At 46.3% G+C, this 15,577-nt stretch carries 12 protein-coding genes; all 12 read left to right on the forward strand.

Annotated elements, in window-relative coordinates; genetic code table 11:
• The first annotated feature begins 20 nt into the window (after window positions 1-20).
• The 12 genes from CLOSA_RS08140 to CLOSA_RS08195 all read left to right on the forward strand — a co-directional run bounded on the left by CLOSA_RS08140 (window position 21) and on the right by CLOSA_RS08195 (window position 15,559).
• Window positions 21-1,856, forward strand: coding sequence for a methyl-accepting chemotaxis protein (locus CLOSA_RS08140; RefSeq protein WP_013272294.1), 1,836 nt, complete (start codon window positions 21-23; stop codon window positions 1,854-1,856).
• Window positions 1,857-2,100: 244 nt separating this feature from the next.
• Window positions 2,101-2,619, forward strand: coding sequence for a 5-(carboxyamino)imidazole ribonucleotide mutase (purE, locus tag CLOSA_RS08145; RefSeq protein ID WP_013272295.1), 519 nt, complete (start codon window positions 2,101-2,103; stop codon window positions 2,617-2,619).
• 24 nt (window positions 2,620-2,643) lie between these two features.
• Window positions 2,644-3,669, forward strand: a complete 1,026-nt coding sequence (gene purM, locus CLOSA_RS08150) for a phosphoribosylformylglycinamidine cyclo-ligase (protein WP_013272296.1) — start codon at window positions 2,644-2,646, stop codon at window positions 3,667-3,669.
• A complete protein-coding gene (gene purN, locus CLOSA_RS08155) occupies window positions 3,663-4,265 on the forward strand; it encodes a phosphoribosylglycinamide formyltransferase (RefSeq protein ID WP_013272297.1) in 603 nt (200 codons plus the stop codon). The genes purM and purN overlap by 7 nt, the downstream gene beginning before the upstream one ends.
• Window positions 4,262-5,536 carry a phosphoribosylamine--glycine ligase gene (gene purD, locus CLOSA_RS08160; protein ID WP_013272298.1) on the forward strand — a complete coding sequence of 425 codons (1,275 nt, stop codon included), beginning with the start codon at window positions 4,262-4,264 and terminating at the stop codon, window positions 5,534-5,536. Before purN ends, purD begins: the two co-directional genes overlap by 4 nt.
• Window positions 5,537-5,738: 202 nt before the next feature.
• Window positions 5,739-8,435 carry a GH36-type glycosyl hydrolase domain-containing protein gene (locus tag CLOSA_RS08165; RefSeq protein ID WP_041709023.1) on the forward strand — a complete coding sequence of 899 codons (2,697 nt, stop codon included), beginning with the start codon at window positions 5,739-5,741 and terminating at the stop codon, window positions 8,433-8,435.
• Window positions 8,436-8,444: 9 nt separating this feature from the next.
• Window positions 8,445-8,861, forward strand: a complete 417-nt coding sequence (locus CLOSA_RS08170; RefSeq protein WP_013272300.1) for a hypothetical protein — start codon at window positions 8,445-8,447, stop codon at window positions 8,859-8,861.
• Window positions 8,862-8,920: 59 nt separating this feature from the next.
• Window positions 8,921-9,133, forward strand: a complete 213-nt coding sequence (locus CLOSA_RS08175) for a hypothetical protein (RefSeq protein WP_013272301.1) — start codon at window positions 8,921-8,923, stop codon at window positions 9,131-9,133.
• Between the two features lie 123 nt (window positions 9,134-9,256).
• Complete coding sequence (locus CLOSA_RS08180; protein ID WP_013272302.1) at window positions 9,257-10,567, forward strand: ABC transporter substrate-binding protein; 1,311 nt, start codon at window positions 9,257-9,259, stop codon at window positions 10,565-10,567.
• A 171-nt stretch (window positions 10,568-10,738) separates the two neighbouring features.
• Complete coding sequence (locus tag CLOSA_RS08185; protein ID WP_013272303.1) at window positions 10,739-11,590, forward strand: carbohydrate ABC transporter permease; 852 nt, start codon at window positions 10,739-10,741, stop codon at window positions 11,588-11,590.
• A gap of 14 nt (window positions 11,591-11,604) precedes the next feature.
• Window positions 11,605-12,426, forward strand: coding sequence for a carbohydrate ABC transporter permease (locus CLOSA_RS08190; protein WP_013272304.1), 822 nt, complete (start codon window positions 11,605-11,607; stop codon window positions 12,424-12,426).
• Window positions 12,427-12,430: 4 nt separating this feature from the next.
• Window positions 12,431-15,559, forward strand: a complete 3,129-nt coding sequence (locus CLOSA_RS08195; RefSeq protein WP_242647789.1) for a hypothetical protein — start codon at window positions 12,431-12,433, stop codon at window positions 15,557-15,559.
• Window positions 15,560-15,577 lie beyond the last annotated feature (18 nt).

A 15,577-nucleotide genomic window follows, 5' to 3' on the forward strand; every position in this document is an offset into this window, starting at 1 on the left:
AAAGTGAATGGAGGACAAAGGTGAAGAATTTAAAGATTGGTAAAAGAATTGGACTTGCTTTTGGAGCTGTTCTGATGCTGTTTTTAATCGTTTCCACCATTTCAGTGGTAAGCTTAAGACAAAGCAATGGTAAGTTTGTAGATTTCTTTAACAATGGCCACCAGGTTACCGTACAGGTTCTTGAGATGAGGCGTGACATTCAGTCTGCAGCTAAGAATGTAGGGTATGCGACGATGAGCCTTGATTTAAAGACCACCGGAGGCTATGTGGATGCTGCAGAAGCAGATCTGGAGGATTTTCAGAAAAGAATGCAGTTTCTAAAGGAAAACTACCGGGGAGATCAGTCCCTGGTGAACAGTATTGAAGGTACTTTAAATGAAGCCCAGACTTACAAGGAGAAGGTGTTTGGCCTGGCGAGGGAAAATAAGACCAGACAGGCGGCGGATATATACTTTGAATCATTAGACCCTTATTTCACCAAGATTCAGGAAGATTTAGCCACGATCAGTGATTCCGCCAATAAATATGCAGTTGATAATTATGAGAACGCTCAGAAGCTGGTAGGGTTCACCCTGACCACGGTGGTAGCATTGCAGATCCTTGCCATATTGGCTACATTGGGCTTTTCCTTATATACCACCAGGAGTATTGTGGCACCGGTAAAAGAGATTGAAAAGGCTGCCGAGGAAATGTCAAAGGGAAGTCTTCACGTCCTCTTAAATTACCAGTCAAAGGATGAACTGGGATCGTTGGCCGAAAGCATGCGGACTACGATTTCCAATATTGGAAACATGATTGATGACATCAGCAACCTGCTGGGAGCGCTGGCAATGGGTGATTTCCAGGTTGGCTCCAAGTACCGGGAACAGTATGTTCTGGATTATGAACCGATTCTCCTGGCCATGCGCGGAATCAGGAATAACTTAAGCGAAGCGCTTTCCCGCATCAACCAGTCGGCTGATTTAGTGGCCAATGGTTCGGAGCAGGTATCATCGGGCGCCCAGGCATTATCCCAGGGAGCTGCGGAACAGGCTTCTTCGGTCCAGGAGCTGGCAGCTACCATAAGCGATATCTCAAACCAGATAAATACCAATGCCCAAAATGCAAAAGAAGCACGTTTCCAATCGGAAGAAGCGGCAGAGAATGTGGCAAAGAGTAACAAGAAAATGTCTGAAATGAACCAGGCCATGACAAAGATCAGCGATAAATCCAATGAAATCGGAAAGATCATAAAGACGATTGAAGATATTGCATTCCAGACCAATATTCTGGCGCTGAATGCGGCCGTTGAGGCGGCCCGTGCCGGGGAAGCCGGAAAAGGCTTTGCTGTTGTGGCGGATGAAGTGCGTAATCTTGCAAGCAAGTCAGGAGAAGCGGCAAAAAACACCACGCTGCTCATTGAGGAAAGCATGCAGGCGGTAGAAAATGGAACCAGGATTACTGCGGAGACGACACATGCGATGCAGGCGGTTGTGGAGGGCAGCCGGCGCATAAACTCCATTATCGAGGAGATTGCATTGGCTACTGACAGGCAGGCAGTGGCTGTTGACCAGGTTGCTCAGGGAATTGACCAGATATCCTGTGTGGTTCAGACCAATTCCGCCACAGCGGAACAAAGCGCCGCAGCGAGTGAGGAGCTGTCTGGCCAGGCCCAGATCATGAAAGGACTTGTTCAGGGATTTAAGCTTTATGATGGAGAGAAGGTAGAAACGGCTCTCCAATCCAAAGCAGATGCAAATTCCGGAAATATTCGGCCGGAAATGCCGGCTTTCTCAGAAGATCAGGAGGACCCGGTTATTACCATTGACCCTGTTTATTTTGATGAGCCGACCTCATTTGGAGGCGGAAAGTATTAACTTTACATAGTCAGGCGGGAAGCCGGGGAGAGTGAACATATCTTTCCGGTTTTCCCGCCCTTTTTGTATTCCGCTTTTTTGACATATTTTTTTAAAGAAAACCATTGACGCAAAAGAAAAAAACTAGTATTATATTGATAAGCACAAGTTAACTAATTGATCGCAGTTATTAATTAAATTAATATATTCCATTACTGCAAATAATGAGTGATCACAACACACAAATTAAAAAGGAGAATTTACTATGGCAAAGGTATCCATTGTTATGGGAAGTGATTCTGATATGCCTGTTATGGCTCAGGCGGCAGATGTTTTGAAAAAATTCGGGGTGGAGTTTGAAATGACTGTGATCTCTGCCCACAGGGAACCGGATATATTTTTCGATTATGCCAAAACGGCGGAAGCCAGAGGTGTGAAGGTTATTATTGCAGGAGCAGGCAAGGCAGCCCATCTTCCCGGAATGTGCGCCGCCTTGTTTTCCATGCCGGTAATCGGAATTCCCATGAAGACTTCGGATCTTGGCGGAGTGGATTCTCTTTATTCCATTGTTCAGATGCCTTCCGGAGTTCCGGTTGCCACTGTTGCCATTAACGGAGGAACGAATGCGGGGATTCTGGCAGTTAAGATTCTGGCGGTGGGTGAAGAGGTGCTTCTGGGAAAACTAAAGGAATTCTCTGAAAATTTAAAAAATGAGGTTGTACAAAAGGCGGAAAAACTGGATCAGATCGGTTATGAGGAATATTTATCCCAGATGAAGAAGTGAGAAAGTCGGAGGCGAGGAGAAAAAATGGATTATAAGAATGCCGGAGTGGACATTGAAGCCGGGTATAAGTCGGTGGAATTGATGAAGAAGCATGTGCAGGAAACCATGAGACCGGAAGTCCTTGGCGGGATCGGAGGATTTTCAGGTGCATTTTCCATGTCCGCCTTTAAGAACATGGAAAAACCCACTCTTGTATCAGGAACCGACGGGGTGGGCACAAAGCTGAAGCTTGCATTTTTAATGGACAGGCATGATACCGTTGGAATCGACTGTGTGGCCATGTGTGTCAATGATATCGCCTGTGCAGGCGGTGAACCCTTATTCTTCCTGGATTATATTGCCTGCGGAAAGAATTATCCGGAAAAGATCGCCCGGATTGTAAGCGGAGTTGCAAACGGCTGCAAACAGGCCAATGCCGCTTTGATCGGCGGTGAGACAGCGGAGATGCCGGGGTTTTATCCGGAAGATGAGTACGATCTGGCAGGCTTCGCGGTAGGTGTGGTGGATGAAAAGGATCTTATCACAGGGGCTGGCGTGAAAGAGGGAGATGTGTTGATTGGGATAGCTTCTTCCGGCATTCACAGCAATGGATTTTCTCTGGTGCGCAAGGTATTTGACATGACAAAGGAAAGCCTGGACACCTATTATGAGGAATTAGGAAAAACTCTTGGAGAGGCATTGATCACTCCCACCAGGATTTACGTAAATGCGTTAAAGCGTGTAAAGGAGAGCGGAGTGGTGATCAAAGCCTGCAGCCACATTACAGGAGGCGGTTTCTATGAGAACATCCCGCGTATGCTTCCGGAGGGCATCCGGGCGGTAGTTGAAAAAAGCAGCTACCAGCTGCCTGCCATCTTTCGGCTGTTGGCGGATAAAGGCAACATAGAGGAAGAAACCATGTACAATACCTATAATATGGGAATAGGAATGGTTCTTGCAGTGAGTCCGACGGATGCTCATGCAGCCATGGAAGCGATCCGCATGGCGGGAGAGGTCCCATACGTAATCGGCCGTACGGAACGGGGAGAAAAGGGTGTGACTTTATGCTGAGAATCGGCGTGCTGGTTTCCGGCGGGGGAACCAATCTTCAGGCAGTTTTAGATGCCATAGACTGCGGAAGGATCACCAATGCGGAGGTAAAGGTGGTTATTAGCAATAACCGGAATGCTTATGCCCTGGAAAGGGCCAGAAATCATGGAATCCCGGCTTTCTCCATTTCTCCCGGAGATTTTACGGGGAGGGAAGCGTTTTATGAATCCCTTCTTTTAAAGTTAGACCAGTACTGCCTTGACCTGATCGTTCTTGCCGGATACCTGGTCACGGTTCCGGTGGCCATGATACAAAAGTACAGGAACAAGATCATCAATGTTCATCCATCTCTCATTCCTTCTTTCTGCGGAAAGGGATATTATGGACTTAAGGTTCACGAAGCTGCCCTGGCAAGAGGAGTGAAGGTTACGGGAGCCACGGTACACTATGTGGATGAAGGGATGGATACTGGACCGATTCTTTTGCAGAAGGCAGTTGAGGTCCGGGAAGGGGATACGCCGGAGGTTCTGCAGCGGCGTGTCATGGAAGAGGCGGAATGGCTGATTCTTCCTCAGGCCATACAGCTTATTGCAAACGGACAGGAGGAACCGGAATGAAGGTCTTGATCATAGGAGGCGGCGGGCGTGAACACGCCATCGCGTGGAAAATATCCCAAAGCCCCAAAGTAGATAAATTATATTGCGCTCCTGGAAATGCAGGGATCAGGGAAATTGCGGAATGTGTGGACATTGGCGTCATGGATTTTGACAGACAGGTAGACTTTGCCAAAGAAAAGAAGATTGATTTAACTGTCATAGGCCCGGATGATCCCCTGGTAGCTGGAGCGGTGGATGCCTTTGAGGCGGCCGGGCTTCGGGTGTTCGGTCCCAGGAAATCTGCAGCTTTGCTGGAAGGCTCCAAGTCATTTTCCAAGGATCTGATGAAAAAGTACGGAATTCCCACAGCAGGATATGAAGTCTTTGATTCTCCGGAGGCTGCCTTAGCCTATTTAAAAACAGCCAGTATACCCATTGTTTTAAAAGCTGACGGACTGGCTTTGGGAAAGGGTGTTTTCATTTGCAACACAAGGGAAGAGGCTGAAAACGGGGTGAAGGCTCTGATGCTTGATAAGCGCTTTGGTTCTGCAGGGAACCGGATCGTGGCAGAAGAATTCATGACGGGCCGGGAAGTATCGGTACTTTCCTTTGTAGATGGTAAGACTGTTAAAATTATGACATCTGCGCAGGACCATAAGCGGGCAAAGGATGGGGATCAGGGCCTTAATACAGGGGGTATGGGAACCTTTTCTCCAAGTCCGTTTTATACGGAAGAAGTAGATAAGTTTTGTAAAGCCTATATCTATCAGGCGACCGTGGATGCCATGAAAGCGGAGGGCCGGGAGTTTAAGGGAATTATTTTCTTTGGACTGATGCTCACAGAGAAAGGCCCCAGGGTATTGGAATACAATGCCAGATTCGGAGATCCTGAGACACAGGTGGTGCTTCCACGGATGAAAAATGATATTGTGGAAGTTTTAGAGGCCTGCATAGATGGGACTTTGGACCAGATCGACTTACAGTTTGAAGAAAATGCGGCGGTCTGCGTGGTCCTTGCGTCGGAGGGGTATCCGGAGAAGTATGAAAAGGGATTTCCTATTGCAGGACTGGAAGCCTTTAAGCACCGGACTGGATATTTTGCCTTTCATGCCGGAAGTAAATTGGAGGACAATGGAGTTGTGGTGACCGATGGCGGAAGAGTGCTGGGAGTGACAGCCGTTGGAACGGATTTAAAGGAGGCCCGGAATAATGCCTATGAGGCGGTAACATGGGTTTCTTTTAAGAACAAGTATATGAGACGGGATATTGGCAAGGGGATTGAGAAAGCATAAAATTCCATTAAAAGCAGGACAAAAACAGGTGACAGCCTGTTTTTGTCCTGTTTTTGTAGAACGGAAAGTGAAAACGGAAGGGAGGCGCTGTGCTGAGGAAGTAAAAATAATGACCTTTTCAGCAAAATATTTAAATTCAGTAATTCATCCACTTGGGATATACTTTAAGAAAATTACCGGTATGAAAGGATGGAAAATAGGGATGAAATATGAATTTAAAGGAAATCGGGGCAATTTCTATATGGAAAATCCGGATCTGACCAGTTATTTATACTTTCCTCTGGCAAATGAGTCTGGGGTAATGAGCTGCGTATCCCCTGATCTGGGAGGAGATAGTAAGATGGACCAGAATTCCTTTTTAATGCCTCCGGTCAGCTGCGAAAATTTACATAACGACAAATCCTCCAGGAACGTATGGTGCAGGATTGACGGATCCACATTATGGTCACTGACCGGCCGTTCTTCCTGGCAGCAAGCACAGAAATTTTCAGAAAATAAGGAACCAATGGCTGTGGAAGCAGGCTTCATGCATCATAAAATTACAAGAACTTCCGATCAAATAGGAATAAAAGGGGAAATCAGCAGCCTTGTACCGGCCACCGGAGAGAGCGTGGAGCTGATGAAAATCCAGATTGAGAACACCTCTTCCCAATATAAAAGCTTTCAGATTATCACAGCCATTCCCCTCTATGCCCGATCCGCGGATAATATCAGAGACCACAGACATGTAACTTCCCTTCTTCATAGAATTAAGACAAAGTCTTCCGGAGTGATTGTGACACCCACCATGACCTTTGATGAACGAGGCCATAAGCCAAATTTCAGAGCCTACGGTGTGTTTGGCGGCAGTGAGTCCCAGGGGCCGGTGGGATATTTTCCGGTTTTGGAGGATTTCATCGGAGAGGGCGGCAGCCTTGAAAACCCTAAAGCTTTACAGGAACGCCAATTAAAGCCAGAGAAAGAGAATTTTAAGACTGGCGGTTATGAAGCGCTGGGAGGACTCTGCTTTCAGGAATGCAGGGTAGGGCCAAAAGAAAAAATCACTTATGTTGTGGCTATGGGCTATGGAAATACAGAAGATGAGCTGATACAAAACTGCAGCCAGTTCCTAAGTGAACGGGCCTTTGACAGGTGCTGGGAGCAGACTGCTGAATATTGGAATCACAAGGTGAATGTCAGATTGAAGACGGGCAATCCTGCGTTTGATCTCTGGATGCGGTGGGTAAGCTTTCAGCCCATGCTGCGGAGAATTTACGGCTGCTCCTTTTTACCTCATCATGACTATGGGAAAGGCGGGCGCGGGTGGCGAGATTTGTGGCAGGACTGCCTGGCTCTTCTGATGATGAATCCTGCCGGTGTCCGCCAGATGTTAATCGACAATTTCGGCGGGGTACGTATGGATGGAACCAACGCAACCATCATCGGAAACAGGCAGGGAGAGTTTGTTGCCGATAGAAATAACATTACAAGAGTCTGGATGGATCATGGGGTATGGCCTTTTCTCACCACGGAATTATATATCCATCAGACTGGAGATCTTAAGATTTTACTGGAAAAAAACAGCTATTTTAAGGATATGCAGGTATGCAGAGGAGAGGACAAAGATATTCAATGGAAAACGGAAGACGGGGAACGGTTAAGAGATGGCAGAGGCAGGATTTATTCCGGTACGGTCCTGGAGCATCTGCTGGTCCAGAATCTCACATCCTTTTATGATGTAGGAGAGTATAACCACATCAGGATCAGAGGCGCAGACTGGAATGATGCGCTGGATATGGCTGCCCAGCGTGGGGAGAGCGTGGCGTTTACCTGTATGTATGGATATAATTTAAAAGGTCTTGCCGTTTTTTTAGAAGAGCTGAAGGCACAGGGAGTAGCTGAATTTGAGATGGCTGAGGAAGTAAGGCTCTTACTGGCCGAAGATCCGGCTGTTTACGATGACATCAGAAGGAAGCAGGAAATACTGAAAGACTATTGCAGAACCTGTTCTCACCATGTTTCGGGTAAAAGGGCGGTCGTAAAGGCCGTGGATTTACAGGCAGATCTACTGTCAAAAGCCTCATGGATTTATCATCATATCAGGCAAACGGAATGGATTGATTCCAAGGAAGGGTACGGCTGGTATAACGGATATTATGACAATTCCGGAAACCGAGTAGAGGGTGAAACAAAAGCAGGGGTGCGTATGATGCTCACCAGCCAGGTCTTTTCCCTCATGTCTGGAGTTGCAGAGGATCCCCAGGTGAAGGACATTGTAAAGGCAGCCGATGCTCTCCTGTACCGAAAGGATATCGGAGGATACCGGTTAAATACGGATTTCCACGAAGTAAAAATGGATTTAGGCAGGATGTTTGGTTTTGCCTACGGGCATAAGGAAAACGGAGCGGTATTCTCCCATATGGCCACCATGTTTGGAAATGCCTTATACAGGCGAAACGCATCAGGGGAAGGGTATCATGCCCTCCTGTCCTTGTTTGAACATTGCAGTAATTCTGAAAAGAGCAGGATATATCCTGGAATCCCTGAATACGTGGATGCCGGAGGGAGAGGAATGTACCACTATCTCACAGGTGCCGCCAGCTGGTATCTTGTTACGGTTGTCACTCAGATGTTTGGAGTCAGAGGTCATTACGGAAACTTGATTTTTAAGCCCCAGTTGATAAAAGAACAGTTTGATGAACACTGTCAGGCCTGGGTGTCCATGGAATTTGCAGGTAAAAGCCTGAAGGTTCTTTATAAAAATCCACGGAATTTAGACCCTGATGCCTATAGGATAACCAGTGTCACGGTAAATGGAATTCCCTGTCATTGTCCTGGGGAAGAGTGGATCATTAAAAGAGAAGAGCTTTTAAAATTGCCGGATCAGGAGCTGCATACCATAATGGTTGAATTAAATTAGGAGGGAAGAATGGAAAAAGAATTGATTGAAATCGTTAAAATCCAAGAAGAGGGATACACTCCTCTTGTTGATTTTCAGACCTGGAGAGTGGCTGTGCTGAGGCATTGTGAGGACGTGAACGTGGAGCGGCTGGACTCCATGCAGAGGCATATGGAAACCGACGAGGTATTTGTATTGCTGGAAGGGAACTGTGTGCTGATCTCAGGCGGAGACGGAGAACGGCCGGGTGAAGTAATGTGCGTAAGAATGATAAAAAACCAGCTCTATAATGTGAAGAAGGGTGTGTGGCATACCCATGCCCTGGATGAGGAAGGCTGCGTCCTGATTATAGAGAATCAGGATACTTCTGATAAGAATTCTCCTACAGAACTTTTAAGCAGCGGACAGAAAGAAGTGATCCAAAAACAGGTCTCCTTCTCTCTTTGACATTTCCCGGAGGAACCGCTAGAATAAAAGTATTAACATGGTTTTAAAGGGAGGCGGCTATGACTGGTTTAAGACTTTCGTGGAGCAATATGAGGATCAAGACGAAGATCCTGATTACATATTTAACAATCTTATTATTATCCTTTGTGATCACCTTTTCGGTCATATCTGTCATTAACAGCTCCTATACGAAAAATGAGATTTTCAATGCGGGCACGCAGACGGTCAGTGCCCTGAAAGGGAATTTGTCGCTGATCTTTGACAACTGTTAAGGAATTTAAACAAAGGTAGTAAAATTTCTAACCTTTTGGGTCAAAATATTAGATTGAGTAAAAATGGGAGTTTCAGTATACTAAGATCAGCATGAAACAAAGAAAACCCAGGAGGAGTTTGAAATGAAGAAAAGAATGTTAAAAAGGATTTCCGCCGTGGTAATGGCGGCAGCCCTGGCAGCAGGCATGACCGGTTGTGCAAGCAAAGGCAGTACCTCTCCGGAAAGCGGTTCAGGATCTGGAAAGGTGGTACTGAATGTATGGCATCAGTGGTCCAATGACACCAATGAATTGAAGAAAAAATATGACGAGGTGGTTTCTGCTTATATGGCAGAGAATCCCAATGTGGAAATCAACACCCAGACCCTGGATACAGAGGCCTATAAGACCAAGATTTCCGCAGAGTTTGCAGGAGATGCAAAAGGAATCGATGTTTTCTATTATTGGGGAGCGGGAACTGCCAGAAAGATGATCAATGCAGATAAACTGCTTCCTCTGGATCCTTATATTACCGATGAAGTCAAAGGGAAACTGCTGGAAGGATCTACGGCAGCCTTTGAATATAATGACAAGACCTATTCTCTGCCCTCTTTTTCCTGGTACATGACCTTATATTGCAATAAGGCCTTGTTCGATCAGGCAGGTGCTGAGCTTCCCGATACTTATGACAAACTGGTTTCTGCAGTTGAAAAGCTGTCAACCCTTGACGGGGTAACACCTTTGGCCTCAGGAGCAAAGGATGGCTGGAATGCGGCATTTATCTATCAGGCCCTGGCATTGCGGACCGTGGGAGCAGAGGGAATCAACAAGATGCTGTCGGGAAAAGCCCCCTTTGAAGGAGAGGGCTATGAAGAGGCAGCCAATAAAGTCCAGGAATTATACAAGATGGGGGCGTTTGGAGCCAATCCTCTGGAGCAGAGCAATGACGATGCCAATGCAGCATTTGGAACAGGAAAGGCTGCCATGAGGCTTATGGGTAGCTGGTTTGCAAACAGCATCTACTCCGATAAAACCGTTACCATCAAGCCGGAAGATGTTGTGGCTATGAAAATCCCCATGATCACCGGCAAAGGTAATGAAACCGATTACTGCGGCGGATTCGTGGAATCTTTCTGGGTAAATAAAAATACAAAGAACCCGGATGAAGCAGCTAAATTCGCTATTTACATAAATGAAAAGATGGGAGAGGCGGCTTACGAAACAGGCACAGGCTTCAGCGGCTGGAAAACTGAGGTGGATGAAAAAGGCTTAAATCCTCTCTTTATACAGATCAAGGATCTTCTTTCCCAGGGAAAGACTTCCGTTCTTGCCTGGGATACTTCACTGGATGCAGAGCCTGCTACCATTCACAATGAACAGGTACAGACACTGTTCGCTCCCAATGCAGACATCAGTGAGTTTATAAAAGAGCATGAAACGGCTATCAATAAGTAAGTAAGAGCAAAGGGGTATCGCTTACGGAAGAAGGCGATCCCCCTTTTTTGTCCAAATTCTATGGAGGATCCCTTTATGCCCGGAAGCCATGGGCAGGAATAAGGAAACACTCTTCGAGTATCCCTTTATGCCCGGAACCCATGGGCAGGAATAAGGAAAGGAAGATTGATTATGAATAAAATGTTGGGGAAAAAGAGGTATGTGGCCTGCTTTGTGCTGCCTGCGCTCATTCTGTTTATCAGCTTTACGATGATACCGCTCTTTATTTCAGGTACCTACAGCCTTTTTCTATACGACGGCATCGGGACCATGAAATTTATCGGATTTGGAAATTATATAAGGATGTTCGCCGAGGACCGTTATTTTGTTAAAGCCATCTTAAATTCCCTCCTTTTAGTAGGCGCGTCCCTGTTCATCCAGCTGCCTATCTCCCTTTTTCTGGCCATGGTTTTGGCAAGAGGGGTAAAAGGAGAAAAGTTTTTCAGGACTGTTTACTTTTTGCCGGTGGTGATCTCCAGTATGGTAATCGGCCAGCTTTGGATGAAGATGTTTCACAGCGAATACGGTCTTTTAAACCACGTGATCCGGGCGTTGGGTCCAGCCGATTTCACTTTCTCCTGGCTTTCAAATCCTAAAACCGCATTTTTCTCCACCCTGGTTCCCGCAGTGTGGCAATACATCGGCTACCATTTATTGATTTTTTATGCAGGAATCAAGTCCATTTCCCAGGACTATTATGAGGCGGCTCAAATTGACGGCGCCAGTAAGTGGCAGGTAAATACCAGGATCACCCTGCCTCTTCTGGCTCCGGTGATCAAGACCTGCGTCATATTCTCCATCACTGGTTCCCTAAGGGCCTTTGACCTTATTTATGTCATGACAGGAGGCGGCCCAAACCTCCGCAGGGGTTTGTATGGATATGGAAGTGCGCAGGCATTTTTTATTGTTGTGGAGTGTCTGCTTTTTACCTTTATTGTCAGCAGACTGTTTAAAAAGGCAGAAGAAAACGCATCAGCAATATAATTGGAGGCAGTCATATGAAGATGAAAAAAAAGATAAAATTTTTACTGCTGTGCCTGATTGCGCTGACTCAGATTTTTCCATTATATTGGCTTATTACTTTTTCCTTAAAAAGCAACGGAGAAATATTTGGAGAAAACGTCATCGGGCTACCTCAGGTATGGAGATGGGAAAACTATGGAAATGCCTTTACCCAGACCAGCCTTATCCGGTACTTTTTAAACTCCGTATTCTATTCCATGGTAACCGTCGTTGTTGCAGGTCTTTTGTCCGCCATGGCTGCTTATGCCATAGCCAGAATGAGATGGAGGCTTAAATCCCTGGTGTTCGGGGCCTTTGCATTGGGAATTATGATCCCGGCCCAGGCCGCCCTGCTTCCCTTGTTTCAGGTCCTTGATAAGGCCGGATTAAAGGGAGGGTATTTGGGGCTCCTCATTCCTTATATTGCAGGGGCGATTCCCATGAGCATTATGATATTAATTGGGTTTTACAAAAGCATTCCAATGGAAATTGAAGAGGCTGCCTGCATTGACGGCTGCGGGATTTTCCGGTGCTTCGGAACCATCATACTTCCCATCATTAAACCGGCACTTGCCACTGCTTCTATATTTACTTTTCTGGGAACATGGAACGAGCTGATGCTGGCCAATACTTTTGTGGACAGCGACAGGTACCGGACTCTGCCTGTAGGAATTATGTCCTTTGCAGGCCAATATTCCACGGATTGGGGGCTGATCGGAGCGGGCATGGTAATAGCCACCCTGCCCACCATTGTCATTTACTTTATGCTGAGCAATCAGATCCAGGACAGTCTGGTTGCAGGGGCAGTGAAAGGATAGCAGGATGATGTTTGATTCAAAAGAAAGATATAGGATCGATAATTATCACAGGAAACCGGCATTTTCCAGTTTCTTACCTGGGATCAGCGGGATTTACGGTATCCCACTCTGGTGCTTTTATACCAATCGGGGGCAGGCGATTACAAGCTTTGGCGTAGAAAACAAAAATCATTCCATTATGGAATTTTACCCGGCTCATCAGGCTTACCAGATGGTACGCAACTTGGGATTTCGTACCTTTATCAGGCTGGGGAATGAAGTGTACGAACCTTTCCGCCAGGATTCCGTGAAAACACGAATGTATGTAGGCATGAATGAACTGGAGCTGGAAGAGATTAACGAAGAAAAAGGGTTGAAAACCAATGTACTCTATTATACCCTTCCCGATGAATCGGTTGCAGGTCTGGTGAGAAGGGTAACCGTACAAAATATCTCCCGTCATCAGCATCGTCTGCAGGTCCTGGATGGAATGCCCGGAATCATTCCTTATGGAATCGGGTTAAAAGAAATGAAGGATATGGCCCAGACCATGAAAGCGTGGATGCAGGTGGAGGATGTGGAGAAAAGGACGCCCTATTACCGGGTGCGGTACAGTACCGGGGATTCATCAGTGGTTTCGAAGATCGAAAAGGGAAATTATATGCTTTCTTATTCAGAGTCCGGCCAACTGCTTCCAATCATTGCAGATCCAGAGCTGGTGTTTGAATATGATACGGCGCTTGAGCATCCCGTGGGATTGAACCGGCACAGTCTTGGTGAGCTTTTGGAAAAAAAACAGATCACTCAAAATCTTTTGCCTTGCGGCTTTTCCTGCCTGATCAGGATCCTATCTGCCGGGGAGATTCTGGAGTGGAACAGTGTGACAGGCCAGGCGTCAAATAAAAAGATCCTGGCAGATTATGGGTCGAAAACTCTGGACAGTACCTATTTTCAGGATAAATACAACCGGGCGGCAGAAAAAACACGGGAGCTTGGAACCTTCATTGAAACGAAAACCTCTGATCCGGTTTTTGATGCCTACTGTAAGCAGACGTATGTGGATAATGTACTGCGGGGCGGATTTCCCATAAAAACTGGAAAGGACTCTGTTTTTTACGTATATTCCAGAAAGCATGGGGACATGGAGAGAGATTACAATGATTTTTCCATGATTCCGGAATATTACTCCCAGGGAAACGGTAATTTCAGGGATGTAAACCAGAACCGGAGAAGTGATGTTTTGTTCACGCCCTATGTGAAGGACCATAACATCAAGCTGTTTTACAATCTGCTTCAGTTGGATGGATATAATCCCCTGGTGGTTAAGCAGGTTTCTTATGAAACTGTCCGGACGGATAAGATACTGGTTCATGTGGAAGAAGGCAGCAAAAGCCTTATGGAAGCATTTTTTCAAAAGGAATTTTCACCTGGAAACCTGTTTGCCTTTCTGGAACAGCACTCTATTCCCCTGAATTGCAGCAGGGAGGATTTTTTAAATACTGTGGTGGAAAACAGCACGGAAAAATTCCATGCTGATTTCGGGGAAGGTTACTGGACCGATCACTGGACATATCATCTCGATCTGATCGAATCCTATCTTTCCGTTTATCCAGAAATGGAAGAATATCTGCTGTTTACTGATAAAAGCTACACCTATTATGAATCAAGGGCAGCCGTAAAGCCGAGGCGTGAGCGTTATGTGAAGACGGACCGGGGAATCAGGCAGTATCAGGCCCTTTACGAAGGCCGGAAAACGGGAGATTTAAAGGAAGCCGTTTCCATTGATTATGGAAAGGGAACGGTCTATGTTTCAAACTTAATGACAAAGCTTATGGTGCTGGCCGCCAATAAAACCGCTTCTCTGGATATGTCCGGCTTAGGAATAGAAATGGAAGCAGGCAAGCCGGGTTGGTATGATGCATTAAACGGCCTGCCCGGCCTGTTAGGCTCCTCCATGGCGGAGACCTTTGAACTGTACCGGCTGCTGAACTATATGGAAAGCGTTCTGGACCGGTTTGATGAAAGGGTTACGGTACCGGCCGAACTCTATGATTTTATCATGGATCTGGACAAAATCTTTACCTGCTATGAAAAAGGGGGCAAAACCAAGCTTTGGGTATGGAATGAGTGCAATGGATGCAAGGAGCGGTACAGAGCGCTTACGGCCCAGGGGGTGCAGGGGAATGAGGTTTCCATGTCCGGAGCGATGGTTAAGGTGATTCTTGGGAAATGGATCTCCTATGTGGACGAGGGAATCAAGTCCGTCTGCGGGGAGGATGGAAAGATCCCCACCTATTATACGCATTTGTTTGACAGTTATGAGATGGAAGGAGATCATATCATTCCGGAAAATCTGCGGGTCGTTCCCCTGCCTTTGTTTTTAGAGGGGGTTGTCCGGTATATGAAACTGCCGGCATCCAAGGAAGAAAAACTGAGTTTGTATCAAAAAGTAAAGCAGACCGGGTTATACGATGCGAAATTGAACATGTATAAGGTAAATGAATCCCTGGAAAATGCTTCCTTTGAGATCGGAAGAGCTAAGGCATTTTCACCCGGCTGGCTGGAAAACGAATCCATCTGGCTTCATATGGAATATAAGTATCTGCTGGAATTGCTCAAATCAAAATTATATGAAGAGTTCTTCCGGGATTTCCGCAATGCCTGTATTCCGTTTTTCAATGAAAATGCATATGGAAGAAGCCTGCTGGAGAACTCTTCCTTTATCGTAAGCAGTGCAAATGCCGATGAAAAGCTGCATGGAAGAGGTTTTGTAGCAAGACTCAGCGGCTCAACCGCCGAATTCCTGCAGATGTGGCAGATCATGATGTTTGGGGAAAAGCCCTTTCGCATGGATGGGGAAAGGCTGTGCTGCTTTTTTGAGCCGGCAATTCCAGAGTATCTAATCCCAAAAGAGAAAACCGTGGAAGCAAGATTTTTAGGAAAAACAAAAGTGATCTACCGGTTTTTTCATAAACAGGATATGATTCCAGGGTCCTACGGCATTGAACGGATGGAGCTGGAATATTATGATGGACAGACGAAGGTAGTTAAGGCTGCAGGGCTGTCCGGCACGCCTGCCGAAAAACTGAGAAAGGGTATGGTAAAATCACTGGTTATAACGGTCGGCAGGGTCAACCATCTCTCTCAGGATTAGAATGTCATATCATATGAT

Source organism: [Clostridium] saccharolyticum WM1 (assembly GCF_000144625.1).
GTDB classification, from domain to species: Bacteria; Bacillota; Clostridia; order Lachnospirales; family Lachnospiraceae; genus Lacrimispora; species Lacrimispora saccharolytica.